Below are 25462 nucleotides of genomic sequence, written 5' to 3'. Positions count from 1 at the left end.
CAAGGGGGCCCAGGGGCCGTCCCAGGGGCCGCTACGGCGCCACGCCCAGCATCCGCTTGAGCAGGTCGCGCAGCACCGTGCGCTCCTCGTCCGAGAGCTCCGCCAGCGGTTCGCGGGCGAAGTCGAGCGAGCCCCGGAGCCGTTCGGAGGTCTCCCGGCCCGCCTCGGTGGCGGCGGCGAGCTTGACCCGGCGGTCGGCCGGGTCGAGGCGGCGCTCGGCGAGGCCGCGCGACTCCAGGCGGTCCACGATCCCGGTGACGTTCGACGGTTCGCACTTCAGCTGCTGGGCGAGGCGGCGCATCGGTGTCGGGCCGCCGGACAGCAGGCCCAGCACCCGGGCCTGTGCCCCGGTCAGGGAGTGCTTGGCCGCCGCCTCCTCGTATTCCTGGTGATAACGGGCCACGATGGTGCCGATGAGCTCGACGACCTCGAGGGTCAGCGGGTCGATGCGGGACGTCATGGTCACCAGGGTACCCATTTACTTGACACCCTGAAATATCAAGCAGCATGATTGTTTCAACTGCTGAAGCTTAGGAGAGGCCCCTTTTCATGTCCGTCATCCCCACCACCGGCCGTGAATGGCACCTGGTCGCCCGCCCCGAGGGGTGGCCGAAGCCGGAGGACTTCGCGCTGCGCGAGGCCCCGGTCTCCGAGCCGGGCCCCGATCAGGTGCTGGTCCGCAATCTCTACATGTCGGTGGACCCGTACATGCGCGGGCGCATGAACGACGTGAAGTCGTACACGCCGCCGTTCCAGCTGGACAAGCCCATGGACGGCGGCGCGGTCGGCAAGGTCATCGCCTCCAACGTGGACGGCGTCTCCGTCGGGGACCACGTCCTGCACTTCGGCGGCTGGCGTGAGTACGCGGTGGTGGACGGCAAGAGCGCGGTGAAGGTCGACCCCGAGACCGCCCCCCTCCCCGCCTACCTCGGGGTGCTGGGCATGCCGGGGCTCACCGCGTACGCGGGGCTGCTGGAGGTCGCGTCCTTCAAGGAGGGCGACGCGGTCTTCGTCTCCGGCGCGGCGGGCGCGGTCGGCAGCGAGGTCGGCCAGATCGCCAAGCTCAAGGGCGCCTCCCGGGTGATCGGCAGCGCCGGCAGCGACGAGAAGGTCCGGGTGCTGCTCGAGGAGTACGGCTTCGACGCGGCGTTCAACTACAAGAAGGGCCCGGTGGCCGAGCAGCTGAAGGAGGCCGCACCCGACGGGATCGACGTCTACTTCGACAACGTCGGCGGTGAGCACCTCGAGGCCGCCATCGGCCGCCTCAAGGTGCACGGCCGGATCGCCGTCTGCGGCATGATCTCGCAGTACAACGTCACCGAGCCGACCCCCGCCCCGCGCAACCTCGCGTTGGTCATCGGCAAGCGGCTGCGCATTCAGGGCATGCTGGTCGCGGACCACCAGCATCTCCAGCCGCAGTTCTTCGAGGAGGTCGGCGGCTGGATCCGGGAGGGCAAGCTGCACTACCGGGAGACCGTCGCCAAGGGTGTGGAGAACGCGGTGGAGGCCTTCCTCGGGATGCTCCGTGGGGAGAACACCGGCAAGATGATCGTCGCCTTCGAGGACTGACGTCCACAGGAGCACAGGAGCAGCCGACGCACCGGTCCGGCGCTCCCCGCCACGCGGTGGCGGGGAGCGCCGGACCGCTCGCTAGGGCAGTACCACCGTCGTCAGCGAACGCCCCGGCAGCTCGGCCGCCAGCCGTCCGCCGCGCACCCGCGCGGTCCCGACCCGGCTGAGCGCATGCGTGTCATCCGTCCGGTAGACCGCGCCCCGCGCGTCCCCGCCGCCCGCTCCGCGCAGGACGTAATCCACCCGCGCCGGGCCCTCACCGATGCTGAGGATCTCCAGCACCCGCTGTCCGTCGCGGTTCCGGAAGGCGGTCGTGCGCAATCCCTCCGCCCCGGAGCCCGCCGCCACCCGTACCGCTCCGGGCCGGATGAAACGGCTGTAGGCGGCCAGGGCCAGGGTGGCGCCCACCGACGCGCCGAACCAGTACACATACGCGCTCGCCCCCGCGTCCGCGCGCGTCGTGTGGATCGCCTCCGCGACCGCGAAGCCGTCGTACCCGCTGCCGTCGTCCCATGCCTCGTTCCAGGTTGTGCCATCGGGGCGATGGGCGGATCGCTCATGAGGTGATGCGGGCGGAGCGGGCGGGTACCCGTAGACCTCGGCACAGGCCGTAGACCTCGGCACAGGCCGAATGAGACGGAACAACGCTGAACGAGATCAACGAGGAAGGTGGCCCCCATGTCCACGACGGCCGGACAGGTGCTGGTGGCGCTGAGCGGAATCTCGCGGGACGACGCCGAGGCCGTCTTCGGTGTCCTGCGCACGTGCTACCGCTCCGACGAGGCATTCGCCGATCTTCCGCAGGACGCGACGGAGGGGCGGCCCACGGTGTGGACCTCCACGTTCGAGGTGGCCGATACGCGCGGAGAGCCACGGCCCGCCTCCCTGACGGCGCCCGTCACCGCCGAACTCCAGGGCGGCCCCAGCCAGGTGCGGCAGATGGCGGACGTCCTGTCCCACGCCTTCGAGGTGCGGCAGCAGGGTGTGGTGGCGGGAGACGAGGAGCAGGAGGTGCGGCTGAGGCTCTCCACCAGCAGTGACCTCCGCCCGTTGTAGGGGGCGGCGAGGTGAGGCGGTTGGGGTGCTCGGCGTGGTCGGGTGCGGGCTTCGTCTCGCGCCTTCGGCGCAATCGGGCAGCAGGGCAGGGGGTGGGGGGTGCGGCGGCGTCGCCGGGCGTCGGGCCGGTGGGGGCAGGGCCCGGTGGCGGCTTCCGTGGCCGGGGGCCGAGGCCGGTGCCGGACAGCAAGGGGGGTGGGTGCCCCCCTTGGAAACTGATTGACAAATTAGTTGCGTCAGGTCAAACGCTTTTGAGGGGGGTACCGAGAGGGCCGCCCGCAGTCCGGACCCGACTGCCGAGCATGGAAGCCGCCACTGGCGCCCACACCAACGGACCCGGCGCTCCCGCCGCGCCCCCACCTCCGCCGCCGCTATCCGTCGAAAGGTGGGTCAACCTCAACCGCACGCCGCGACGCAGCACGGCCATCCTGGCAGCGACAACGTTAGGAGAAGGCGTGCACGCCTTATGGCCGGCGCTACGCCAAGCGCGACCCGCCCGTGCGGTCAGCCCCGAGCTCGTGGCACTCTACGACCAGCGCGCGGACATCCCCGTGTCCACGTTCGTGGAGATGCTGACGCAGGCTCGCGAACGGATCGATGTGCTCGTGTACGCCGCCGTCTTCCTCCACGAGGCGTACCGCCGCCCAAGGCTGCGCCGTACGGATCGCGGTCGGCGACGCTGACAGTCCCAACGTCCAGCAGCGCGGCCAGGAAGAGAAGTTCGGCCACGGCATCGAGTCCCGCTGTCGGCTCGCCCTCCTGCATTACCGCCCCCTCATCGGCACCTCGGGCGTCGAGGTGCGGACGCACGGAACGACCCTCTACAACTCGCTGTACCGCGCGGATGATCAAATCCTGGTCAACGCCCACGTTTGGGGCGTCAACGCGTACGGCGCGCCCGTCTGGCACCTGCGCCGACACGGCGAGGGCGGCATGTTCGACACGTACGCCCAGAGCTTCGACGCCGTATGGGCGACAGCGGCACCGGTGCAGGTGGGCTGACGCATGGCGCGGACCGAGTACTACGACGATCCGGACGCACCCGAGCCGAACAGTTTGGTTGTCGCCGCGTCCGCTGTCGTCACCGACGAGAGCGGCCGTATCCTGCTTCAGCGCCGCCGGGACAATGATCTTTGGGCGCTGCCGGGTGGCGGCATGGAGATGGCCGACTCCCTACCGGGAACGGCTGTCCGTGAGGTCAAGGAAGAGACCGGACTTGACGTAGAGGTCACCGGGCTGGTCGGCACATACACCGATCCGCGTCACGTGATCGCATACACGGACGGCGAGGTCCGCCGACAGTTCAACGTCTGCTTCACCGCCCGTGTCGTGGGCGGCCAACTCGCGGTCTCCCAGGAGTCCACGGAACTACGGTTCGTCTCGTCGGAAGAACTCGCCGAGTTGCCCATGCATCACACACAGCGGCTCCGACTCCGCCACTTCCTCGAACACCGCGACCGGCCATATCTCGGCTGACTCGTGGATCAACCAGGTTGCGGGAACGAGGCACCCCGTCAAGCCGGGAAGCCGGCGGGTCCCGGCTCGTGCGCGGCTTGGAGGCGGCCGAGCCGGAGTTCAGAACGCCAAGCGGTCCAGCCGCCCAGCAGCCTCAACCTCAGCTCTCACCACCTCCGCCGCCATTGACGCACCCGGCGGCGAGATCTTACGGTCACGTTCGAAGAAACGAGCGCTGGTCGAGATGTCGAATGGCCGCGACTCCCTGTTTGCCGCGACTCCCCCCTTTGCCGCGACTCCTGAAGAGATGGGCCGCCATGCCGCAGACCGCTTCCGCCCGGTTCACCCTCGACCCCGCCTTCGCCGTCGGGGACGTCAACCCCCGCCTCTTCGGCTCGTTCGTCGAGCATCTCGGACGGTGCGTGTACACCGGCATCCATGAGCCGGGCCACCCCGCCGCCGACGAGGCCGGGCTCCGTACCGACGTCCTCGAGCTGATCCGTGAGCTGGGCGTCACCGCCATCCGGTATCCCGGGGGCAACTTCGTCTCCGGTTACAAGTGGGAGGACAGCGTCGGGCCGGTCGAGGAGCGGCCCCGCCGGCTCGACCTGGCGTGGCGGTCGACCGAGACCAACCGGTTCGGCCTCTCCGAGTACATCGACTTCGTGCGCAAGGTCGACGGCGAGCCCATGATGGCGCTCAACCTCGGCACCCGCGGTGTCGCCGAGGCCCTGGAGTTGCAGGAGTACGCCAACCACCCCTCCGGCACCGCCCTCGCCGACCTCCGGATCGGCCATGGCGACAAGGACCCGTACGGGATCAGGCTGTGGTGTCTGGGCAATGAGATGGACGGCCCCTGGCAGACCGGCCACAAGACCGCCGAGGAGTACGGACGGCTGGCCGCCGAGACCGCCCGCGCGATGCGGCAGATCGATCCGGATGTGGAGCTGGTCGCCTGTGGCAGCTCCAACCAGTCGATTCCGACGTTCGCCGGCTGGGAGGCGGCGGTCCTCCAGGAGACCTACGACCTGGTGGACTACATCTCCCTGCACGCCTACTACGAGGAGCGCGACGGCGACCGCGACTCCTTCCTCGCCTCGGCCATGGACCTGGAGTCCTTCATCGAGAGCGTCGTGGCCACGTGTGATCACGTCGGTGCCCGGCTGAAGTCGAAGAAGAAGATCAACCTTTCCCTGGACGAGTGGAACGTCTGGTACCAGACCCACTACAAGAACGCCGAACCGCCCAACTGGGAGGAGGCCCCGCGTCTCCTGGAGGACAACTACTCCGTCACCGACGCCGTCGTCTTCGGCTCGCTGCTCATCACCATGCTCCGGCACGCCGACCGCGTCACCGTGGCCTGCCTCGCCCAGCTGGTCAACGTCATCGCGCCGATCATGACCGAGCCGGGCGGCCCGGCCTGGCGCCAGACCACCTTCTACCCCTTCGCGCAGGCGTCGGCCCACGGGCGGGGGAGGGTGCTCCAGGTCAACGTCGACAGTCCGACGTACGAGACCGCCGCCTACGGCGAGGTCCCGCTGCTGCACGCCACCGCCGTGCTCGACGAGTCCACCGGCGCGGTGACGGTCTTCGCGGTCAACCGCGACCAGCACCGCCCCCTGCCGCTGGAGATCACCCTGCACGGCCTGCCGGTGACCCGCGTGGTCGAGCACACCGTCCTCGCCGACGCCGACCCCGAGGCCCGTAACACCCTCACGGACCCCGAGCGCGTCACCCCGCATCCCGGCGAGGGCACCGCGCTCACGGACGGCGCCCTGCGCACCACGCTCGAACCGATGTCGTGGAACGTGATCCGCCTGGCCTGAGCGCGGACGCACGAACGCGCGGGCGCCCGGACGCGCGGGCGGCCGGACGCACGGGCGCCCGGACGACCGCTGCCGTGAAGAGCCCCGCCCGGGATGCCGGGCGGGGCACGTGGGGACGGGGGACGGCGGACCGCGCTCGGCTCAGGCGTCCGGGTCGACGCCGACGGTGAGCGTGGCGCGGTAACCGGCGGACGGGGTGCTGCCCAGCGCCGTCACGGCGAGGAGCCCGGCGGCGGTGCCGCCGTTGCCGTAGATGCCGTCGGAGGACAGGGGCGTGCGGGGGACGGTGTTGGTGGAGTACGGCGAGACCTTGGCCACCGCCTCGGTGATCTTCTCGTCGAAGAAGAGCTGACCGGTGTGGATCTCGTTGCCCCCGGTGAACGAGCCGTCGGAGGTGAGCGTGACCCCCGTGTGCACCTTGAGGTGGATGTGGACGCAGCGGCCGCGGTACCAGCCGGGGTAGATCCCGGTGAGGTTGGCCACCCCGTCGGTGCCGGTGAGCACGCCGCCGCGCAGGAACCTGCCGTTGTCCGGCTCCTGGTGGCCGTTGTTGCCGACGAAGCCGGAGTACTCACCGAGGGCGTCGCAGTACCAGATCTCCGCCAGCGCCTTGTTCAGCGGTGCGCAGGTGGCGGTGTCCACGACGGTGAGCGCGAGCTGGAGCGGCACTCCCGCCTTGTCCTCGGTGACGTTGGAGCGCACGAGGGCGTGGTCGAGGTAGTACGGGCCCTCGGTGAGCTCCTTGGTCAGGGTGCAGATGGCGGCGGCGTCGACGGTTCCGGCTGCCGTGGTGGCCGTATCGGCCGTGGAGGCCGCCTCGGGGCGGGCGGCGGCGGTGGTCGCCCCGGCGATTCCGATGGCCGCGGCGGCGGCGCTTCCGGCGACCAGTACTCTGCGGCGCCCGATGGGCGCGGAGGATAAGTCTGTCATGAGCATGGAACGGTAGGGATGGTTCCTGTGGGACGTCTGTCAATTCGGCAAAGTCGACCTCCGTCAACTCCTCATACCGGCCAACTGCCGTGTGGGTGACGGAAGTTGACAGTGCTGCAAGCGCTTACTAGCTTCTTCGGGAATGGCTGCTGTCTGCCGGGGCGGTACCGCCCCTCCCGTGTGGAGACCCTCCGGATGAGAGGACTTCCCCCCATGCGCCTTCCCCCCATGCGCCTCATGCCCGGCCACGGCACACCGGACCACATCAGCGGCGTCACCGGTGCCGCCGGCGCCCTGAGCACCTCCCTGGTCTCCCTCACCGCCCGCAACCGCCGCTGGCCGACCGCGGTCGCCGCGGGCCTCGCCGCGACACTCGCCCTCGGCGGCCTCGCCACGGTCTCCGGCCACGGCGCCGGCCCGGCCGACTCCGCACACCCCACCGCCACGACCACACCCGGGCCGGAACAGTGACGCCTCTCGACGGCGTTCACCACCGGTGACGAGATTGATAAACTCGGCGTCCCTTTCGCCCCCTCCCAGGCCAGTAGGCTCGGCCCATGCGTGATCTTGCGAGAGGCTTCGGCTATCTGTTGAAGGGACAACGCTGGGTGGCCCGGCACGGGAGATGGTGGGGGTTCGGGATGATCCCCGCCCTGATCACCGTCGTCGGCTACGCGGCGGCCCTCGTCGTCCTCTTCTTCTGGACCGATGACGTCATCGCCTGGGCCACGCCCTTCGCCGACGACTGGTCCGCGCCCTGGCTCGGCGTCTTCCGCGGCGCCCTGTCGATCCTCTTCGTCGCCACCTGCCTCTTCCTCGCCATCATCAGCTTCACCGCGGTCACCCTCCTGGTCGGCCAGCCCTTCTACGAGTCGCTCTCCGAACAGGTCGACCGCTCCGAGGGCGGTACGGTCCCCGACTCCGGCATGTCGGTCTGGGCGGAGCTGTGGATCGGCCTGCGCGAGGCCATCGCGCTGCTCATCCGCGTGACCCTGTGGAGCGTGCTGTTCTTCGCGCTCGGCTTCATCCCGGCCGTCGGCCAGACCGTGGTCCCCGTGCTGGCCTTCTGCGTGACCGGTTTCTTCCTCACCGAGGAGGTGACCTCCATCGCCCTGCTGCGCCGGGGCGTCCGCCTCACGGAGCGCCGCCGCATGCTCCGCTCCCGCCGCCTCCTCAGCCTCGGCTTCGGCGTTCCTCTGGCCCTCCTCTACCTCCTCCCCCTGGTCGCGGTCTTCCTGATGCCGGGCGCCGTCGCGGGCGGGACCCTGCTCGTACGCGACCTGACGGGCGAGAACGAGGAGATCCCGCAGGGCGAGACCGCGGCGGGCCCGGCGGGCGCCCTCAACGGGGCGTAGGGCGCCGCGGCGTCAGCGCGCCGTATCCGCCACCACGGTGAGGATCGAGCGGACCTGGGCGGTGATGGCCTCGCGGTCGCGGACGAAGTCGGGGTCGGTGACCCGGCCGGTGGCCGGGTCGGTGTTACCGGGGCCGAACTCCAGGACGGGCGTGTGCAGATGGCCGCCCGGCACCTTCAGGCCGACCGCGTCGCGCAGCAGGGTGGCGCGGTAGGCGATCTCGTTGGAGAGGTAGTCGCCGCCACCGCCCGCGCGGGCCGTCGAACCGGGCGTCGGGCCGTCCGGCCGCACCACCGGGGCCGTGGCGCCCGCCGGGATCTCGGTGACGGTGGTGTTGTCGTACACCGGGACCGGACCGGTGTCCGCCGCGACGATCTTGTCGTAGGGGAGGGTGGTCGTCGTCCACTGCGGCTGCGGACGCGGGGTCGGCACACCGGCCGGGATGGGCACGGTCTCGGTCCGGGAGACGTTGGCGTTGTCCGGATAGCCCCCGCGCCAGGCGCCGTTGGTGCGCTCGACGTCGAACCGGCCCACCCGGCCCTGGCTGATGGTCACAAACGCGTCCACCCGGCGCGGGCCCGACCGGAAGGCGGGCAGCAGCGTCCGCTCGACGGTGCCGTCCGCGAAGTCCGCCCAGCGGACGGGGAAGACGGCCGTCTCGATCCGGGCCGGGCCGTCGTCCGTACGGATCGTCGTCCCGTCCAGCGCGAGCGCCGCCGCGCCGGACGGGTTGGAGCGGCGTACGTCGGCGTCCAGCTGGAACGGGTCGAAGCCGGTGACCACGATCCGCTTGATGTGCGTACCGGCCGGGAGATCGAGCGAGTCCTGGCCGCGTGAGGTGCGCTCCAGCGTGGCGCGGAGCGCGGCGCGGCGGGCCTCGGTGAGCGTGAAGTCCGGCTGCCACTGGCCGAGCGCGCGGGTCATCCCCAGCCGCGCCCAGTACAGCGGCCGGTCGTCGTCCCGGCTGAGGTCCCCGCCCGCGGGCCCGCGCCCCTGTGCCCGGTCCACGGCCCGCCGCCACACGGCGCGGCCCTCGCGGGTGATCACGCGTTCCGCCTCGGTGGCGGAGTGCGTCCCCGCCAGGGCACGGGCGAAGTCCGGCGCCACGTCGTCGAACCCGCTGCGGCGCAGGATCTCCTGGGGCGCGGCCCGGTCCAGCCGCTGCTCTTCGACGGTGGGGGTGGCGTCGGCCCTCGGCGCGGCCACGGCGGGGGCGGTGAGGGCGAGGGGGAGGGCGGCCAGGGCCAGGAGCGTGCGTATCGGTCTCATACGAGGTCCCTTCGGGTGGGGGCGAGGGCGAGGTGGTGGCCGGGGCATGACGGGGTGTGGCGGGCCCAGCCCCGCCGACCTACGACAAGGGCCCGCCCCGCCGACTACGACAGGGCCCGCCCCGCGCTCCGGGAGGGAGCGCGGGGCGGGCGGGGAAAGCGGTGCCGCGCGCGGCGGAGCCGCTCAGCGCGTCGAGAACGAGTGCACCGTCGTCGACCGGTACGTCTGTCCCGGCCGCAGCACCGTCGACGGGAACGACGGCTGGTTCGGCGAGTCGGGGAAGTGCTGGGTCTCCAGGGCGAAGGCGTCGCCCTGCCGGTAGACCCGCCCCGACGTGCCCGCGAACGTGCCGGTCAGGAAGTTGCCGGTGTAGAACTGCACGCCCGGCTCGGTCGTGGCGATCTTCATCACCCGGCCGGACTCCGGCTCGGTCACCGTCAGGACGTGCTCGGGACGGCTGGTGATGCCCTTGTCCAGCACGAAGTTGTGGTCGATCCCCTGTCCGTAGAGCACCTGCTGATGCGCCTGACGGATGTCCCGGCCGATCTCCTTGGCGCGGCGGAAGTCGAACGGGGTGCCGGCCACCTTGGCGAGTTCGCCGGTGGGGATGAGGGTCTTGTCGACCGGGGTGTAGCGGGCGGCGGCGATCTCCAGCCGGTGGCCGTAGACCGAGCCGCTGCCCTCCCCGGCCAGGTTGTAGTACGTGTGGTTGGTGAGGTTCACGACCGTGGCCTTGTCGGTCGTGGCCTCGTAGTCGATGCGGAAGTCGCCGGCCGCCGTGAGCGTGTAGTCCACGCGCACGGTGAGCGTGCCGGGGTAGCCCATCTCGCCGTCGGGGCTGACCCGGCGCAGGGTGAGCCCCACCTCCGCGCCCTTGCGGAACGGCTCCACGGACCAGACGTGCTTGTCGAAGCCCTTGTCGCCACCGTGCAGGCTGTTCGGCCCGTCGTTGACCGGCAGCTGGTACGTCTCGCCGTCCAGGGTGAAGGTGCCGCGGGCGATGCGGTTGCCGTAGCGGCCGATGAGGGCGCCGAAGTACGGGCTGTTCGCCACGTAGGAGTCCAGGTCGGCGAAGCCGAGCGAGACATTGGCGCGGTGGCCGTGGCGGTCGGGGATCTCCAGGGCCTGGACGACACCGCCGTAGCTGAGCACGCGCAGCCGGGTGCGGCCGTTCTCGATCGTCCAGCGGTCGACCTCCGTGCCGTCCGCGAGCGTGCCGAAGTGTTCCTTCACCGCGCCTCCCTTGCCCGCGGAGTCTCCTCCGCCCGTGGCGCTCTCCTCGCTCACCGCTCCTCCTCTGCCCTTGGCGTGGGCGGTGCCGGTCTGGGCGGCCGAGGCCGCCAGTCCGGCCGCCGCCGCAGCCGTGATCACCGTGCGTCTGCTCGTGGTCATGTGCGGCTCCATAAGGCTAGGGGTCAGGACCCGACCTTGCGCTTGTTCCAGACGTCGAAACCGACCGCCGCCAGCAGCACGAGTCCCTTGATCACCTGCTGGTAGTCGGTGCCGATGCCGACCAGCGACATGCCGTTGTTGAGCACGCCGAGCACCAGACCACCGATGATGGCGCCCAGTACGGTGCCCACACCGCCGCTGGCCGAGGCGCCGCCGATGAACGCGGCGGCGATGGCCTCCAGCTCGAAGTTGAGGCCCGCGCTGGGGGTGGCGGAGCCCAGCCGGGCGGCGAAGACCAGACCGGCGAGGGCGGCCAGCACACCCATGTTGACGAAGACCATGAACGTGATGCGCTTGTCCCGGACACCCGACAGCTTGGCCGCCGGCTGGTTGCCGCCGAGGGCGTACACATGCCGCCCGACCACGGTGTTGCGCATCACAAAGCTGAACAGCACGAAGAGCACGGCCAGGACCAGCAGCCCGTACGGCGCGCCGTGCCAGCTGGACAGCGTCATGGTGAACGCCATCACGGCGGCGACGATGGCGGCGCACTTGACGAAGAACAGCCCGAGCGGCACCACGTCCAGCTCATAGGCCGCCCGCTGCTGCCGGGAGCGCCACTCCTGCCAGACGGCGGCCGCGCACACGACGAGGCCGATCACCATGGTGGGGTTGTGGTACTGCGTGTACGGGCCCATCTCCGGGATGAAGCCGGTGCTCAGCTTCTCGAAGCCGTCGGGGAACGGCGACAGGGACTGGCCGTCCAGCAGGATCTGGGTGCCGCCGCGGAAGGCCAGCATGCCGGCCAGGGTGACGATGAAGGACGGGATGCCGATGTAGGCGATCCAGAACCCCTGCCAGGCCCCGGCCACCGCACCGAGCAGCAGACAGAGGACGACCGCGAGGCCCCACGGCATATCGTGTTTGATCATCATCACGCCGGCCGCCGCGCCGATGAAGGCGACCAGCGAGCCGACCGACAGATCGATATGCCCCGCGATGATCACGATCATCATGCCGATCGCGAGGATGAGGATGTAGCCGTTCTGCTGCACCAGGTTGGTGACGTTCAGCGGCCGCAGCAGGATGTTGTCCGACCAGATCTGGAAGATGACGATGATCAGGGCGAGCGCGACCAGCATCCCGTACTGCCGCATATTGGACCGCATGCTCTCCAGCAGCAGCGTCCCGACGCTGGGGGAGCCCTTGGCCGGCGGTGGGGCCGGGCTCTCGGTCTTCTCGGTGGCCGTGCTCATCCTTCGTCTCCTCTGTCCCTCGTCATATGGCGCATCAGAACTTCCTGGGTCGCCTCGCCCCGGGGGACCTCCCCGGTCAGCCGCCCGGCCGCCATCGTGTAGATCCGGTCGCACATCCCCAGCAGCTCGCCCAGCTCGGAGGAGATGAAGATGACGGCCTTGCCCTGTGCCGCCAGATCGTTGATGACCGTGTAGATCTCGTACTTGGCCCCGACGTCGATGCCACGGGTGGGCTCGTCGAGGATGAGCACCTCGGGACCGGCGAAGATCCACTTGCTGAGGACGACCTTCTGCTGGTTGCCGCCGCTGAGCCGGCCGACCCGCTCGAAGACCGTGGGGGCCTTGATGTTCATGGTGGTGCGGAACCGCTCGGCGACCCGCGATTCCTCGTGCTCGTTGACCACGCCGCGGCGCGCCACCTTCGGCAGCGAGGAGAGCGAGACATTGCGGCTGATGGTGTCGTCGAGATTGAGGCCGAAGGTCTTGCGGTCCTCGGTGACGTACGCGATGCCGTGGTCGATGGCCTCCGGGACGGTGCGGGTACGGACCTCCTGGCCGTCCCGGAACACCCGGCCGCCCGCGTACCGCCCGTACGCCCGGCCGAAGACGCTCATGGCCAGCTCGGTACGGCCCGCGCCCATCAGCCCGGCGATGCCGACGATCTCACCGCGCCGCACGTTCAGCGACACCCCGTCCACGACCTTGCGCTGCTGGTCGATGGGGTGGTGGACGGTCCAGTCCTCGATGGCCAGGGCCACGTCGGAGGCGTCTTCGCCCTCGTACGGGGTGCGGTCGGGGAAGCGGTGGTCGAGGTCGCGGCCGACCATGCCGCGGATGATGCGGTCCTCGGAGATCTCGGGGCTGGCCTCGGGGGTCTCCCGGACGGTCAGGGTTTCGATGGTCTGGCCGTCGCGCAGGATGGTGACGGAGTCGGCGACCCGGCGGATCTCATTGAGCTTGTGGGAGATGATGATGCAGGAGATGCCCTGCGCCTTGAACTCCAGCAGCAGATCGAGGAGTTTGCCGCTGTCCTCGTCGTTGAGCGCCGCGGTCGGCTCGTCCAGGATGAGCAGCTTCACCTCCTTGGAGAGCGCCTTGGCGATTTCCACCAGCTGCTGTTTGCCCACGCCGATGTCGGCGACCCTGGTCTGCGGCGAATCCGTCAGACCGACCCGCCGCAGCAGCGCGGTGGCGTGCTTCAGGGTTTCGTTCCAGCTGATGAGGCCGCGCCGGGAGTGCTCATTGCCGAGGAAGATGTTCTCGGCGATGGACAGGTAGGGGATCAGCGCCAGTTCCTGGTGGATGATGACGATGCCGCGCTGCTCGCTGGCCCGGATGTCCTTGAAGGCGCACGACTGGCCCTCGAAGAGGATCTCGCCCTCGTAGCTGCCGTGCGGATGGACCCCGCTGACCACCTTCATCAGGGTGGACTTCCCCGCGCCGTTCTCCCCGCACAGGGCGTGGATCTCGCCCTTGCGGACCCGGAGATTGACATCGGAGAGCGCCTTGACACCGGGGAAGGTCTTGGTGATCGAGCGCAGTTCGAGAATGGTGTCGCTCATAGCCCGGACCCGCCCTACTTCAGCTGTGACGCGGTGTAGTAACCCTGGTCCACCAGCACCTGGGTATTGGACTTGTCGACGCTGACCGGGTTGAGCAGGTAGGTCGGCACGACCTTCTCACCGTTGTCGTACGACTTGGTGTCGTTGACCGGGGGCTTGCCGCCCGTCAGCTTCGCCTTGGCCATGTCCACGGTGGCCTTCGCCAGCTTGCGGGTGTCCTTGTAGATGGTCTGCGTCTGCTGGCCGCGGATGATGGACTTCACGGAGGCCAGCTCGGCGTCCTGTCCGGTCACCACCGGGTACGGCTTGTCCTTCGTGCCGTAGCCGACGCCCTTGAGCGCGGAGAGGATGCCGATGGACATGCCGTCGTAGGGCGAGAGCACCGCGTCGACATCACGGCTGCTGTACGCCTTGTTGAGCAGGTCCTCCATGCGGTCCTGGGCGGCGCTTCCGCTCCACTTCTCGGTGTAGAGCTGGTTGAGGCTGGTCTGCTTGGAGCGCACGACCAGCTCGCCCTTGTCCATGTACGGCTTGAGGACGCTCATTGCGCCGTCGAAGAAGTACTTGGTGTTGTTGTCGTCCGAGGACCCGGCGAACAACTCGATGGAGAACGGGCCCTTGCGGCCCTTGGACAGCCCCAGCTTGTCGACGATGTACTGGCCCTGGAGCCGGCCGACCTTCTCATTGTCGAAGGTCGCGTAGTAGTCGACGTTCTTGGTGCCCAGGAGCAGCCGGTCGTAGGAGATCACCGGAATGTTGGCCTCATGGGCCTGCTTCAGGACGTCGGAGAGCGCGCCGCCGTTGATCGGCGCGATCACCAGCAGCCGGTGCCCCTTGGTGATCATGTTTTCGATCTGGGACACCTGAGTACGGACGTCGTCCTCGCCGTACTGGAGGTCCGTCTTGTAGCCCGCCGCCTGGAACTGCTTGGCCATGTTCCGGCCGTCGGCGATCCACCGCTCGGAGGACTTGGTCGGCATCGCGATGCCGATCGTGCCTCCCTTCTCCTTGCTCCTGTACCGGCTGCCGCCGACCGCCTCCTGGCCACAGGCCGTGGCGGTCAGCGAGAGCGCGAGGAGACCGGCGCCTATCGCCGCGACTCGTGCTCCTCTTACCGTGCGCATGGTGTTGGGGTCCTTCCCTGGGGCGTCGTTGCTTCGGGACGTCAGGAATCGATGAGGTCCGCGTCGGCGGCGAAGCGCCGCAGCGGACCCGGCAGCCGGGAGCCGAGCGGGGACATCCCGCCGTCCGCGCCCAGCCGGCTGAGCAGGTCGAGTACGAGCCGCCCACGGCGCACCCGCTCACGGGCGCTGTTCAGCGCCACGTCCCGCAGCTGCGCGCCGTACGGGTAGATCCCCGGGGATTTGCTGAGCCCGAACTTCAGGTAGATGGGGGCGCCGCGCCGGATCAGCTCCGCCGCGTCGTAGAGCCGGACATAGCCACCGAGGTCGTCCGGGGCCTCGACGTAGAAGTCCATCGGGGCGCGGGAGACCCGGCGGATCTCGGTGAGGTGCTCCAGCGTCAGATCCGACGGGATGTTGATGGAGTCGGCGCCGAGCCGCTCGTACACCGCGAACGAGGCCGGGTTGACCGGGCCGATCAGCGCGGACAGTTTGAAGGTGGTGTCCGCGGGCAGCTCACCGCGCTCCCGCAGCCGGCTCAGCAGCCACAGCACCCCCTCGTCGGCGACCAGCAGGCACTTCACGCCCAGCGAGGCCGCGCGCAGCGCGTCCTCCACACATCCGGCCACCGCGTCATGGCCCCGGGCGCGCAGGCCCCCGCCGCCGGAGTCGGAGCGGGTGGCGGCGCCGATGTCCCAGGTGCCGCGGGGGCCGGTGAACAGGCACAGCTCGGCGTTCCGCTCGGCGCAGGACTCCACCATCTCGGTGATCTCGGCATCGGTGAGCATCCAGACGCCACTGCCCTGGCTGATCCGGTGGATCGGCACATCGAGCCGCCCGGCCTCCTTGAACACGGTGGCCAGCGCCTCCGGACCCTCGACGGACGGGATCTCGGTGCGCCAGGTGCCGCCGTCGGGGAAGGTGTGCGCGGAGGCGTCGGCGGGGTCGGGGGCGGGCGCGGCGTGGCCGAGCGACGCGAGGGCCGCGTCGGCGGGGCGGCGGGGGCCGGAAGTGGCGGATGAGGCGGCGGTCACGGTGCTCCCTGTGGAGTGATGGCCGGTGGTACGGCGTCCGGCTGATGCTGCCCGGGACATCGTTGTCCGGGAGGGGCTGGGGGGATGACTAGAAATGGTCGCGGGAGGCTGGTGGATTGACTGGGAACGGGACGGAACGCTTGCCAAAGGCGCCAGGAGGCTTGCCGGGCTCGCGGCTTGCCGGGGCACCAAGGTGCCCGCCAGGCGCTAGGGGCCTGCCAGGTGCCAGGTGCCAGGTGCCAGGTGCTAAGGGGCCTGCGGCCGCAGCAGCACCTTGCCGACGGCCGGATCACCGCCGCCGACGAGTTCGATCGCGGTGGCGAAGTCGGTCAGCGGCAGCTCATGGGTGATCAGCGGCCGCAGCGTCAGCAGCCCGGCGTCGAACACCTGGACGGCGTGCGACCAGGCGGCGGGCGGGGCGCCGAAGACGGTCTGCACCTCGATCTGGCGGACCACCAGATCGGTGGGGTCCAGCCCATCCGCGCCCGCCGCCGGGATGCCGGTGAGCACCAGCCGGCCGCCGCGGCGCAGCAGCGAGGCGGAGGTGCGGGCGGCGGAGGCCGATCCGGCGGTCTCGATGACCACGTCGTAGCCCCCGAGCTGGTCGGACAGCCGGTCCCGGGTGCGGAAGGCGGTGGCGCCGAAGTCCAGGGACAGCTGCTCCCGGTCCGGGCGGGTGCCCACCACCAGCAGGTCGGCGGGGGAGACGGCGGCGAGGAACTGCACGGCGATCATGCCGAGCGTCCCGGTGCCGACCACCGCGACCCGCTCACCGGGCCGGGCGTGGGCCTTGAGCGCGGCGGCGGCGATGCACGCGGCCGGCTCCAGCAGCGCGGCGGCGCCGAGGTCGGCGTCGTCCCCCAGCGGGTGCAGCAGCCGGGCCGGCAGGGTCAGGGTGTCGGCCATCGCCCCGGGCTGGGTGAACCCCGTCTCCTCGTACCCCGCCGTGCACAGCGTGGTGTCCCCGGCGTGGCAGCGGTCGCACACCTGGCAGTTGCGGAACCCCTCGCCGACGACCTTACGGCCGACGAGCGCCTCCGGCACGCCCGCGCCCACCGCCTCGACCGTCCCGGACCACTCGTGGCCGGGGGTGACGGGATAGCGGACATAGCCCTCGGGCCGGTTCCCCTGGTACAGCTCGCGGTCACTGCCGCAGATCCCCGAGGCGTACACCCGCACCCGGGCGTCCCCGGGGCCGGGTTCGGCGACCGCCCGGCTCGCCAGCCGGTGGCTGCCGGGCTTGTCGAGTACCAGGACGTCTTCCATGCGGCTCACGTGCATCGGCTCCCCTCGGTACCGCGCGTCTCCGGTCCCCTCGTGCCCCGGCCGCTCGGCCCGCCGGGTACGCGGCGCGTGCCGACGGGGCGGAGCCGGGCGGCCCCGGCCACGGGGGGCCGCACCGCGGTGGCGGCGCGGCCTTCCACGGCGCTCATGCGCTGCGCCCCCCGGAGGGGTTCCGCTTCTCCCAGCCCTCGGCCCACAGGTCGAAACGGGCCTGCTGCTGGGGGAATTCGGCCGCCGCGTCGGTGTCCAGCTCCACGCCGAAACCGGGCTCGTGGGAGAGCTGGAAGTAGCCGTCCACGACCTGCGGGGCGCCCTTGACCACCTTCTTGATCTCCGCGTCGGCGAAGTCGTTGAAGTGCTCCAGGATCTTGAAGTTCGGGGTGCAGCCGGCGAGTTGCAGCGAGGCGGCGGTCAGCACGGAGCCGCCCACGTTGTGCGGGGCGATCAGGACGTAGTGCGTCTCGGCCGTGGCGGCCAGCTTGCGCGTCTCGCCGATGCCGCCGATGTGGCCGAGGTCGGGCTGGATGATGTCGGCGGCCTGCGACTCGAACAGCTCGCGGAACTCGATCCGGTCGTGGATGCGCTCACCCGTCGCGATCGGCAGCGGCGTCTTCTCCGCGACCTTCGCGAGCGCCTTGAGGTTCTCCGGCGGCACCGGCTCCTCCAGCCACGACGGCTGGAACCGCTCCAGCTCCGCCGCGAGGCGCACGGCGGTCGCCGGGCTGAACCGGCCGTGCATCTCCACCAGCAGCTCGGTCTCCGGGCCGATCGCGTCCCGTACGGCCTCCACGAGGGAGAGGGAATGCAGGGTCTCGGCGTGGTCCAGCTCGAAGTGGCCGGTGCCGAACGGGTCCAGCTTCAGCGCCCGGTAGCCGCGCTCGACCACGGTGGAGGCCGCCTTGTGGAACGCCTCGGGGGTGCGCTCGACGGTGTACCAGCCGTTGGCGTACGCCTTGACCTTGTCCGTCACCTTCCCGCCGAGCAGCTGCCAGACGGGCACCCCGAGCGCCTTGCCCTTGATGTCCCAGCAGGCCATCTCCACACAGGCGATCCCGGACATCACGATCTCGCCCGCCCGGCCGTAGTCGCCGTACTTCATCCGCCGGACCAGGTCCTCCACCGCGAACGGGTCCGACCCGGCGATGTGGTTGGCCTCGGCCTCGCGCAGATATCCCAGCAGCGCATCGGTGTGCCCGAGCATGCGGGTCTCACCGACGCCGGTGATCCCCTCGTCGGTGTGGACCTGCACATAGGTGAGGTTGCGCCAGGGGGTGCCGACGACATGCGTACTGATTCCGGTGATGCGCACAGCAATCGACCTTCCGCGATGTTCGATATTTCGTCACACGTTCGAAATCTTGGCGTGACGGTAGTAAGCGCGCGTCAAGGGTGTCAATGGTCATGCGTCGAATGACATTCGAACGTGACAACCCATCATGACCGATCAAGAACCATCATGACCGATCAAGGCGCCATGCGACATGCCTGCGCGGGGTACGCCTCTGCTTTCTGTGCGCGTACTTTCTGATCGCGTTGCGTTCTGATCGCGTTACTTTCTGAGCGCCTTCGCCTCCGGTCAGCCGTTCCGCTGGGCCCGCACCAGCACCTCACCCGCCGCCGTCCGGTCGTACAGCACCGACCGTCCCGCCCGCCGTCGCCGCACCAGGCGGGCCTCGCGCAGGACCCGCAGATGGCGGCCGACCGAGCCCAGGGTCTGACCGGTGAGGGCCACCAGGTGGGTGGTGCTCTTCGGGGTGTCGAGGAGGACCAGGACGCTCGCGCGGGCCGGGCCGAGGAGACGGGCGAGGGAATCGGGGGCCGGGGGCGGGTCGGATACGGCGAGGACGCCGGCGCAGGGGTACACCACGGCATAGCGGTGCGGCGCGGCCCAGGAGACCCACCCGGCGACGGGGGTGACGGGGACGAAGAGCAACTGGGCGCCGTGGACCGCGCGGGGCGGATGGTCATGGGCGTTGATCTGGAGCCGGCTCCCGCCCAGCCACCGCATCCCCGGCCGCAGCTCGTCCAGGACGGCCGCCCAGCCGCCCTGGCTCACCTGGCCGGTGCGCGCCACCACGTCGGCCTCGACGATCCGGCGGCGGCGCGGCCAGGATGGCAGCACCGTCTCCGACCACACCCACGCCAGAAGATCCGCGAGCCGCTCCGGCAGGTCGTCGCGGCGCAGCGCGGCCGGGAGCGGGGAGCGGCCCAGGGAGACCGTGAGGTCCGCGCGCGCGGTGGCGGGGGCCGTCGCGCGGATGCGGGCCAGCTCCTGCTCGAAGGACGGCTCGCCCTCGCCCGGCGGCGTCTGGGTGAGGAAGTCCGCGAGCCAGGCCGGGCCCAGTGCGGCCCGGACCAGCAGCGCGGTGACCGGGTCGTCGGTCAGCCGCGCCCGGTAGGCCGGCAGATGGGCGTCGAGCCAGGCCCGTTCGCCGGGGTGCGCGGCCCGCGCACGCTCCAGGGTGACCAGGGCCGCGGTGGTCTCGGCGAGGGGGGAGAGGACGAACCGGCCGCCCGCGAGCGTATCCGCGTCGACCAGCCACAGCCCCATGCCGCCACCTCCCGGCCACCGTCCCGTGGTCTCGCGTCGGCGCGTACGTCCGTGTCCACGCGTACGTCCGCGTCGGCGCGAGAGCCCGCGCTGGCGCGTAAGCCCGCGTCGGCGCGTAAGTCCCGCCTCCGCGCGAGAGTGGGGCGTCCGCGCGTAAGTCCCGCGTCCGCGCGAGAGCCGCCTCGCGGTTTCGCGTCCGCGCGAAACATTAACGCCATCGCGTGGTCACTCCCGAGCCTGACGGCCATGCGTACCTATCGAGAAGTGTTCCGGGTCCCGGAGTTCACCCCGCTGTTCCTGACCGCCGCCGCGCAGGTGGCCGCCTCGACGGCGAGCGGGCTCGCCCTCGGCACCCTGGTCTACGCGGCGACCCGTTCACCGCTGCTCTCCGCGCTCAGCATGTTCGGCCCCAAGCTCGCCCAAGTGGCGGGCGCCCTGGCGCTGCTGTCGGCGGCCGACCGGCTGCCGCCGCGCGCCGCGCTGACCGGGCTGTCGGTGCTCTTCGCCGTGGGGACCGCCGCGTTGGCCCTCCCCGGGCTGCCCGTGGCGGCCGTCTTCGCCATCCTGCTCGCGCTGGGCGCGGCGGCCGCCCTCGACGGCGCCGTCCGCTACGGGCTGCTCACCGAGATCCTGCCCAAGGACGGCTACCCGCTGGGCCGTTCGGTGATCAACATGTCCAGCGGCACGATGCAGATCGGCGGATACGCGGTCGGCGGCCTCCTGGTGACCGCTCTCTCGGCGCGCGGCACCCTGCTCACCGCCGCCGCCCTGTATCTGCTCGCGGCCGCCACCGCCCGGCTGGGCCTGAGCGGGCGTCCGGCACGGGCCCAGGGGCGGCCCTCGGTCGCCGAGACCTGGCGCGTCAACGCGCGGCTGTGGTCCTCCGCGCCCCGCCGCCAGGTCTATTACGCGCTCTGGGTGCCCAACGGGCTGATCGTCGGCTGTGAATCCCTCTTCGTGCCCTACGCACCCGAGCACGCCGGACTGCTCTTCGCCGTCGGCTCCCTCGGCATGCTGATGGGGGACGTCCTCACCGGACGGCTGCTGCCGCCGCACCGGCGCGAGCGGCTCGCGGCGCCCCTGCGGCTGCTGCTGGCCGCGCCGTACCTGGTCTTCGCCCTGCACCCGCCGCTGCCCCTCGCGCTGGCCGCCGTCGTCCTCGCCTCCATCGGCTTCTCGGCCACGCTGCCGCTCCAGCAGCGGCTGATGGCCCTGACCCCGGACGAGATGAGCGGCCAGGCCCTTGGACTGCACTCCTCGGGCATGCTCACCATGCAGGGCGTGTCCGCCGCCCTCGCGGGCGCGCTGGCGCAGCCCACCTCGCCGGCCGTGGCGATGGCCGTGATGGCGGCGGTGTCCGTAGCCGTCACCCTGGCCCTGGCCCCCGGACTGCGGGGCGATCCGGAGCGCGAGTGCCTCGCCGAGGCGCGCTGAAACCGTGCCGAGGCGCGGTGAGACCGGTGCCGGGCCGCGGTGAGGCCGTAAGGGCGCCGCCAGGTCAACCGGGCGCCCGGCGACCACCCGCTCGGGGGTGCCGGACACGCCGCCCCGGGGTGAGGTTCCCCCGGACGAGGACGGGCGCCCGGTAGCTGTACGGGGAAAATCCGTTCCCCGTCCATGGAGGTACGTACGTCCATGCGCAACCGCCGTCGCGCCCTCGGCGCCCTCATCGTTCTCCTCATGGCGGCGCCGGCCGCCCATGCCGCGCCCAACCCCGGGTGGTCGGGTCCGGCCCCCCGGGGGGAGCGCTCCGTCCACCTGCGGCAATCCGCGCTCTGGACCGACGATCTGACCGTCGACCGCACCGGGGACGTCACCCCGGACGGCTCCGTCACGCTGTACGGAAGCTACCGGTGTGCCGGGAACGGCTCGGAAGGGCTGAGGGCGAGCGTTCTCGTCACCCTCGTCCAGGGCCGGGAGCGTCATGGCCTCGGGGGGTACGAGGCGGTCTGCGACGGGTGGCGGCACCGCTGGGTGATCGACGGGACGGGGGTGGGGCGGTATGTGCGGGGGCCGGCGGACGTCGAGGGCGTGCTGCTGAAGTACGGCTTCAACGACCTCCTCGGACCGGTGCCGAGGAACGTGGCCGGGGTCGATCAGAAGGTCAGGCTGGTCGCGGACGACGACTGAGCCGCCGTCACGAGCAGGCCGGTGCGGGCCGTCATGCGGTCTCCTCGTCTCCCTGCCCCAGCAGGGAGACGAAGGCCCGGAAGAGGGCGGGCATGTCCACCGCGTCCCGGTCGTGCAGCCACTGGAACTGCAATCCGTCCATCACCGCCACCACCAGCGGCGCGGCGGCCTCGGGAGTGAGCCCGCCGGGGAGCCGGTCGCCGAACTCGCCGCGCAGGGTGGCCGCCATGTCGGCGCGCACCTTCGCATAGCGCTGGGTGAAGAAGCCGCGTGCGGGGTGGTCACCGGTGACGCTCTCGCCGAGGAGTGCGGAGAAGGTCTGGACGACTCCGGGGCGCATCGCGTTGTACTCCACCAGCGTGGCGAGCAGGTCCAGCGGCCACGCGTCCCCGCCGTCCCGCCGGGCGGAGCCGGTGTCCCACTGGTCGCGCTCCTCGAGCACGGCGATGAGCAGGGACTCCTTGGTGGGGAAGTAGTGGAGCAGCCCCTGCTGGGTGAGCCCCACCCGCTCGGCGACCGCCCCGAGGGTCGCACCCCGGTAGCCGCGCTCGGCGATCACTTCGAGCGCGGACCGGACGATCTCCGCCCGTCGCTCCTCACCACGTCTGGTAGCGCGCTCCGTCACCCTGTCCATGCTCGTACCGTAGAGCATGTTTGATAACGGATCGATAACGGTACCTACCTGGTGACAGGTTCTCGGGTCCACGATGGCCCGGACGCGGTGAACGCTGTTGATGCAGTGACGAAGTGACGAAGCGACGAAGTAACGCGGTGACAAAGAGCCGGACAGGACCCGCAGCGGGAGGGCGAGCGATGGCACACGCGATCGGCGACGACGGCAGGGCAGGGGCCGACGGTACGGCAGGGACCGACGGTACGGCGGAGGCCGTGGAGAAGGCCCTCGGCCTCCTCGACCTGGACACCAAGGCGCGGCTGTTGTCCGGGCAGGACATGTGGAGCCTGCCCGCCGTTCCCGCGATCGGGCTGCGCTCCCTGGTGATGTCCGACGGCCCGATCGGCGTCCGGGGCGTCCACTGGACCGCCGACGACCCCTCCGTCGCCCTGCCCAGCCCCACCGCCCTCGCCGCGACCTGGGACCCGGAGCTCGCCCGGCGGGCGGGCCGGCTGCTCGCCCAGGAGGCGCGCCGCAAGGGCGTCCATGTGCTGCTCGCGCCGACGGTCAATCTGCACCGCTCCCCGCTGGGCGGGCGGCACTTCGAGGCGTACAGCGAGGATCCGTATCTCACCGGCGCGATCGGCACCGGCTATGTGACGGGGGTGCAGGAAGGCGGAGTGGGCACCACCGTCAAGCACTTCGTGGCCAACGACGCCGAGACCGAGCGCTTCACGGTCGACAACGAGATCGGTGCGCGGGCCCTGCGCGAGCTGTATCTGGCGCCCTTCGAAGCCATCGTCAAGAACGCCCGCCCCTGGGGCGTCATGGCCGCCTACAACGGGGTCAACGGCGCCACCATGACCGAGCACCACCAGCTCCAGCAGGGGGTGCTGCGCGGTGAGTGGGGGTTCGACGGCTTCATCGTCTCCGACTGGATGGCCGCCCGGGACACCGTGCGCGGCCTGAAGGGCGGCCTCGACGTCGCGATGCCCGGTCCGCGGACCGTCTACGGCGATGCGCTGGCCGCGGCGGTGCGCGCGGGCCGGGTGACCGAGGCGGAGCTGGACGCGGCGGTGCGGCGGCTGCTCACCCTGGCCGCCCGGGTCGGCGTCCTGGACGGAGCGGCCCCGGCCGTCGCGCCCGCCGACCGGCCCGGCCCGATCGACGGGGACGCGCTGGCCCGCGAGATCGCCCGGCGGTCCTTCGTGCTGCTGCGGAACGAGGGCGCGGGCGGCCGGGACGCGGTGCTGCCCCTCGGTGTCCACGGTCCCGGCGGGGTGCGGTCGCTGGCCCTGATCGGCGCGGCGGCGCGGGACGCGCGGGTGCTGGGCGGCGGCTCGGCGGTGGTCTTCCCCGACCATGTGGTCTCACCGCTCGACGGGCTGCGGGCCGCCCTGCCGCCGGAGGTCCGGCTCAGCTACGCCGTGGGCGCCGACCCCACCGACGAACTCGCCCCCGCCGCCCACGGATTCGAGCTGCGCGCCGTGGTCCGGGCCGCCGACGGGCGGGTGCTCGGCGAGTCGCGGCTGCCCAGCGGGCAGGTGCAGTGGATCGGCGACTTCCCCGACGGGGTGAGCTACGAGGAACTGCACACCGTCGAGACCGTCGGCACCTTCACCCCGCGCGAGAGCGGCGCGCACTCCTTCGGCACCAGGGGGCTGGGCGGCCTCCGGCTGGTCGTGGACGGGCAGGTGCTCTTCGAAGGGGAGGAGCTCCCGGCGGCCGTCGACGACCCCTTCGAGGCGTTCCTGGGCTCACCGGTGCCGCGGGGCCAGGTGGAGCTCACGGCGGGCGAGCCGGTGGAGGTCAGCCTCACCTGCGCGGTGGCGCGGCACGAGGAGGCATTTCTCGACGCCGTCTGCTTCAGCCTGATGCACCGGCCCCCGGAGCGGGACGCCGAGGAACTCATCCGGGAGGCCGTCGCCGCGGCCTCGGCGGCCGAGGTGGCCGTGGTGGTGGTCGCCACCACCGAGCGGGTCGAGAGCGAGGGGTTCGACCGGAAGCATCTGCGGCTGCCGGGCCGCCAGGACGAGCTCGTGCGGCGCGTCGCCGCCACCGGCACCCCCACCGTGGTGGTGGTCAACGCCGGCTCCCCGGTGGAGATGGACTGGCGGGAGGAGGTCGCCGCGGTGCTGCTGAGCTGGTTCCCGGGCCAGGAGGCGGGGGCCGCGCTCGCCGATGTCCTGCTGGGCGCGGAGGAGCCCGGCGGGCGGCTGCCCACGACCTGGCCCGAGCGGCTTGCGGACGCCCCGGTGAGCGCCGTGACCCCGAGCGAGGGCCGGCTGGTGTACGACGAGGGCGTGTTCATCGGCTACCGGGCCTGGGAGCGGCGACAGGGACCCGCTCCGGCGTACTGGTTCGGCCACGGCCTCGGATACACCGACTGGGCCTACGAGGCGGTGGACTTCACCCCCGCGCCGACCACCGGCGGGCACGGCACCGAAGAGGGCGACGGAGCGCTGGGCACCGTGACCGTGCGGGTCCGCAACACCGGGGAGCGGGCCGGGCGCGAGGTGGTGCAGATCTACCTCACCGTGCCCGAGGACGACGTCGAGGAGCGGCCCGTGCGATGCCTCGCGGCCTTCGCCACGGTCACCGCGGGCCCGGGGGAGACGGCAGAGGCGGCCATCCCCCTGCCCCGCCGGGCGGCGGAGATCTGGGACGAGACGAAGGGCGCCTGGCGGCTGGTCCCCGGCAGCTATACGGCGGAGGCGGGCCGCAGCGTAGCCGACCGCCGTGTGTCGGTACCGGTGCGCGTGCCCTGAGAAGACGACCGACGACCGCGCACCTGGGTTGTGGCTCCGGCCACGTGGTGGCCTGGGCCGTGACCCGGCTCGCGTCAGGTGGCGGGGCGGGTCAGGCGGTGGCCTGGGGCGTGACGCGGCTCGCCTCACGTGATGGTCCCGGTCACGTGGCGGCCTGGGCCACGGCGCGGCTCGGGCCAGGTGGTGGCTCCGGTCAGGTGGTGGCCTGGGTTGTGACGCGGCTCGGGGCACGTGGCGGCCTGGGTCACGGTGCGGCTCGGGTCACGGCGCGGCTCCGGGTACGTGGTG

Annotated in this window: 22 protein-coding genes and 1 pseudogene; 10 read left to right on the top strand and 13 right to left on the bottom strand. The window is 71.3% G+C overall.

Annotated elements, in window-relative coordinates:
• Window positions 1-31 precede the first annotated feature (31 nt).
• Complete coding sequence (locus N6H00_RS13020) at window positions 32-460, bottom strand: MarR family winged helix-turn-helix transcriptional regulator (protein ID WP_268971818.1); 429 nt, start codon at window positions 458-460, stop codon at window positions 32-34.
• An 89-nt stretch (window positions 461-549) separates the two neighbouring features.
• Between N6H00_RS13020 and N6H00_RS13015 the strand changes: the two genes are divergently transcribed.
• Window positions 550-1569, top strand: a complete 1020-nt coding sequence (locus N6H00_RS13015) for an NADP-dependent oxidoreductase (RefSeq protein WP_268971817.1) — start codon at window positions 550-552, stop codon at window positions 1567-1569.
• Between the two features lie 81 nt (window positions 1570-1650).
• Here N6H00_RS13015 and N6H00_RS13010 read toward each other — a convergent pair whose 3' ends face one another.
• Window positions 1651-2196, bottom strand: a complete 546-nt coding sequence (locus tag N6H00_RS13010; protein ID WP_268971816.1) for a glycoside hydrolase family 30 beta sandwich domain-containing protein — start codon at window positions 2194-2196, stop codon at window positions 1651-1653.
• Window positions 2197-2250: 54 nt separating this feature from the next.
• On the opposite strand from N6H00_RS13010, the gene N6H00_RS13005 reads away from it, so the two are divergent.
• The 4 genes and pseudogenes from N6H00_RS13005 (at window position 2251) to arfA (ending at window position 5909) form a co-directional block, all read left to right on the top strand.
• Window positions 2251-2628, top strand: a complete 378-nt coding sequence (locus N6H00_RS13005) for a hypothetical protein (RefSeq protein WP_268971815.1) — start codon at window positions 2251-2253, stop codon at window positions 2626-2628.
• A 368-nt stretch (window positions 2629-2996) separates the two neighbouring features.
• Window positions 2997-3630, top strand: a pseudogene (locus N6H00_RS13000) (XRE family transcriptional regulator); the annotation flags it as partial.
• A 3-nt stretch (window positions 3631-3633) separates the two neighbouring features.
• Window positions 3634-4104 (top strand): NUDIX domain-containing protein, encoded by a 471-nt coding sequence (locus N6H00_RS12995; protein ID WP_268971814.1) that lies wholly within the window; start codon window positions 3634-3636, stop codon window positions 4102-4104.
• Between the two features lie 296 nt (window positions 4105-4400).
• Entirely contained in the window at window positions 4401-5909 is a 1509-nt protein-coding gene (arfA, locus tag N6H00_RS12990) for an arabinosylfuranosidase ArfA (RefSeq protein ID WP_268971813.1), read from the top strand.
• Window positions 5910-6050: 141 nt separating this feature from the next.
• Here arfA and N6H00_RS12985 read toward each other — a convergent pair whose 3' ends face one another.
• Complete coding sequence (locus N6H00_RS12985; protein WP_268971812.1) at window positions 6051-6845, bottom strand: intradiol ring-cleavage dioxygenase; 795 nt, start codon at window positions 6843-6845, stop codon at window positions 6051-6053.
• 207 nt (window positions 6846-7052) lie between these two features.
• Between N6H00_RS12985 and N6H00_RS12980 the strand changes: the two genes are divergently transcribed.
• Together N6H00_RS12980 and N6H00_RS12975 are read left to right on the top strand one after the other, a co-directional pair.
• A complete protein-coding gene (locus N6H00_RS12980; protein WP_268971811.1) occupies window positions 7053-7310 on the top strand; it encodes a hypothetical protein in 258 nt (85 codons plus the stop codon).
• Window positions 7311-7396: 86 nt separating this feature from the next.
• Window positions 7397-8194: an EI24 domain-containing protein gene (locus N6H00_RS12975; protein ID WP_268971810.1), complete on the top strand. Its 798-nt coding sequence runs from the start codon at window positions 7397-7399 to the stop codon at window positions 8192-8194.
• Window positions 8195-8206: 12 nt separating this feature from the next.
• Here N6H00_RS12975 and N6H00_RS12970 read toward each other — a convergent pair whose 3' ends face one another.
• The 9 genes from N6H00_RS12970 to N6H00_RS12930 form a co-directional block, all read right to left on the bottom strand.
• Window positions 8207-9463 (bottom strand): pyroglutamyl peptidase, encoded by a 1257-nt coding sequence (locus N6H00_RS12970; RefSeq protein ID WP_268971809.1) that lies wholly within the window; start codon window positions 9461-9463, stop codon window positions 8207-8209.
• A 183-nt stretch (window positions 9464-9646) separates the two neighbouring features.
• Window positions 9647-10855 carry an aldose epimerase family protein gene (locus N6H00_RS12965; protein WP_268971808.1) on the bottom strand — a complete coding sequence of 403 codons (1209 nt, stop codon included), beginning with the start codon at window positions 10853-10855 and terminating at the stop codon, window positions 9647-9649.
• Between the two features lie 23 nt (window positions 10856-10878).
• A complete protein-coding gene (mmsB, locus tag N6H00_RS12960; protein WP_268971807.1) occupies window positions 10879-12111 on the bottom strand; it encodes a multiple monosaccharide ABC transporter permease in 1233 nt (410 codons plus the stop codon).
• Window positions 12108-13673: a multiple monosaccharide ABC transporter ATP-binding protein gene (gene mmsA / locus N6H00_RS12955; RefSeq protein WP_268971806.1), complete on the bottom strand. Its 1566-nt coding sequence runs from the start codon at window positions 13671-13673 to the stop codon at window positions 12108-12110. Before mmsA ends, mmsB begins: the two co-directional genes overlap by 4 nt.
• A gap of 14 nt (window positions 13674-13687) precedes the next feature.
• On the bottom strand, window positions 13688-14797 hold the full coding sequence (gene chvE, locus N6H00_RS12950) for a multiple monosaccharide ABC transporter substrate-binding protein (protein ID WP_268971805.1): 1110 nt from the start codon (window positions 14795-14797) through the stop codon (window positions 13688-13690).
• A gap of 41 nt (window positions 14798-14838) precedes the next feature.
• A complete protein-coding gene (locus N6H00_RS12945) occupies window positions 14839-15828 on the bottom strand; it encodes a hypothetical protein (protein WP_268971804.1) in 990 nt (329 codons plus the stop codon).
• A gap of 246 nt (window positions 15829-16074) precedes the next feature.
• On the bottom strand, window positions 16075-17094 hold the full coding sequence (locus N6H00_RS12940; RefSeq protein ID WP_268976945.1) for a zinc-dependent alcohol dehydrogenase: 1020 nt from the start codon (window positions 17092-17094) through the stop codon (window positions 16075-16077).
• Between the two features lie 163 nt (window positions 17095-17257).
• Window positions 17258-18421: a mandelate racemase/muconate lactonizing enzyme family protein gene (locus N6H00_RS12935; RefSeq protein WP_268971803.1), complete on the bottom strand. Its 1164-nt coding sequence runs from the start codon at window positions 18419-18421 to the stop codon at window positions 17258-17260.
• Window positions 18422-18688: 267 nt separating this feature from the next.
• The gene (locus N6H00_RS12930; protein ID WP_268971802.1) at window positions 18689-19663 is read right to left on the bottom strand and encodes an ArsR family transcriptional regulator; all 975 of its coding nucleotides are present in this window, start codon (window positions 19661-19663) and stop codon (window positions 18689-18691) included.
• 246 nt (window positions 19664-19909) lie between these two features.
• Between N6H00_RS12930 and N6H00_RS12925 the strand changes: the two genes are divergently transcribed.
• Entirely contained in the window at window positions 19910-21097 is a 1188-nt protein-coding gene (locus N6H00_RS12925; RefSeq protein ID WP_268971801.1) for an MFS transporter, read from the top strand.
• Between the two features lie 201 nt (window positions 21098-21298).
• On the top strand, window positions 21299-21793 hold the full coding sequence (locus tag N6H00_RS12920; protein ID WP_268971798.1) for a DUF6299 family protein: 495 nt from the start codon (window positions 21299-21301) through the stop codon (window positions 21791-21793).
• 31 nt (window positions 21794-21824) lie between these two features.
• Here the strand turns inward: N6H00_RS12920 and N6H00_RS12915 are convergent, their stop codons facing one another.
• On the bottom strand, window positions 21825-22427 hold the full coding sequence (locus N6H00_RS12915; RefSeq protein WP_268971797.1) for a TetR/AcrR family transcriptional regulator: 603 nt from the start codon (window positions 22425-22427) through the stop codon (window positions 21825-21827).
• Between the two features lie 179 nt (window positions 22428-22606).
• Between N6H00_RS12915 and N6H00_RS12910 the strand changes: the two genes are divergently transcribed.
• Complete coding sequence (locus N6H00_RS12910) at window positions 22607-25174, top strand: glycoside hydrolase family 3 protein (RefSeq protein WP_268971796.1); 2568 nt, start codon at window positions 22607-22609, stop codon at window positions 25172-25174.
• Window positions 25175-25462: the final 288 nt, after the last annotated feature.

The sequence above is a fragment of the Streptomyces sp. S465 genome, from assembly GCF_026898115.1.
Taxonomy (GTDB): Bacteria; Actinomycetota; Actinomycetes; order Streptomycetales; family Streptomycetaceae; genus Streptomyces; species Streptomyces luomodiensis.
This window is presented reverse-complemented; position numbering and strand designations above follow the sequence as displayed.

What these genes read in the sequence shown, in the direction of transcription:
- N6H00_RS13020 (WP_268971818.1), bottom strand. Translation starts at nt 460, where the DNA reads ATGACGTCCCGCATCGACCCGCTGACCCTCGAGGTCGTCGAGCTCATC.
- N6H00_RS12970 (WP_268971809.1), bottom strand. Translation starts at nt 9,463, where the DNA reads ATGAGACCGATACGCACGCTCCTGGCCCTGGCCGCCCTCCCCCTCGCC.
- chvE (WP_268971805.1), bottom strand. Translation starts at nt 14,797, where the DNA reads ATGCGCACGGTAAGAGGAGCACGAGTCGCGGCGATAGGCGCCGGTCTC.
- N6H00_RS12965 (WP_268971808.1), bottom strand. Translation starts at nt 10,855, where the DNA reads ATGACCACGAGCAGACGCACGGTGATCACGGCTGCGGCGGCGGCCGGA.
- N6H00_RS12975 (WP_268971810.1), top strand. Translation starts at nt 7,397, where the DNA reads ATGCGTGATCTTGCGAGAGGCTTCGGCTATCTGTTGAAGGGACAACGC.
- N6H00_RS13005 (WP_268971815.1), top strand. Translation starts at nt 2,251, where the DNA reads ATGTCCACGACGGCCGGACAGGTGCTGGTGGCGCTGAGCGGAATCTCG.
- mmsB (WP_268971807.1), bottom strand. Translation starts at nt 12,111, where the DNA reads ATGAGCACGGCCACCGAGAAGACCGAGAGCCCGGCCCCACCGCCGGCC.
- N6H00_RS13015 (WP_268971817.1), top strand. Translation starts at nt 550, where the DNA reads ATGTCCGTCATCCCCACCACCGGCCGTGAATGGCACCTGGTCGCCCGC.
- N6H00_RS12995 (WP_268971814.1), top strand. Translation starts at nt 3,634, where the DNA reads ATGGCGCGGACCGAGTACTACGACGATCCGGACGCACCCGAGCCGAAC.
- N6H00_RS12940 (WP_268976945.1), bottom strand. Translation starts at nt 17,094, where the DNA reads ATGGAAGACGTCCTGGTACTCGACAAGCCCGGCAGCCACCGGCTGGCG.
- mmsA (WP_268971806.1), bottom strand. Translation starts at nt 13,673, where the DNA reads ATGAGCGACACCATTCTCGAACTGCGCTCGATCACCAAGACCTTCCCC.
- N6H00_RS12980 (WP_268971811.1), top strand. Translation starts at nt 7,053, where the DNA reads ATGCGCCTTCCCCCCATGCGCCTCATGCCCGGCCACGGCACACCGGAC.
- N6H00_RS12925 (WP_268971801.1), top strand. Translation starts at nt 19,910, where the DNA reads ATGCGTACCTATCGAGAAGTGTTCCGGGTCCCGGAGTTCACCCCGCTG.
- N6H00_RS12915 (WP_268971797.1), bottom strand. Translation starts at nt 22,427, where the DNA reads ATGGACAGGGTGACGGAGCGCGCTACCAGACGTGGTGAGGAGCGACGG.
- arfA (WP_268971813.1), top strand. Translation starts at nt 4,401, where the DNA reads ATGCCGCAGACCGCTTCCGCCCGGTTCACCCTCGACCCCGCCTTCGCC.
- N6H00_RS12920 (WP_268971798.1), top strand. Translation starts at nt 21,299, where the DNA reads ATGCGCAACCGCCGTCGCGCCCTCGGCGCCCTCATCGTTCTCCTCATG.
- N6H00_RS12985 (WP_268971812.1), bottom strand. Translation starts at nt 6,845, where the DNA reads ATGCTCATGACAGACTTATCCTCCGCGCCCATCGGGCGCCGCAGAGTA.
- N6H00_RS12910 (WP_268971796.1), top strand. Translation starts at nt 22,607, where the DNA reads ATGGCACACGCGATCGGCGACGACGGCAGGGCAGGGGCCGACGGTACG.
- N6H00_RS12930 (WP_268971802.1), bottom strand. Translation starts at nt 19,663, where the DNA reads ATGGGGCTGTGGCTGGTCGACGCGGATACGCTCGCGGGCGGCCGGTTC.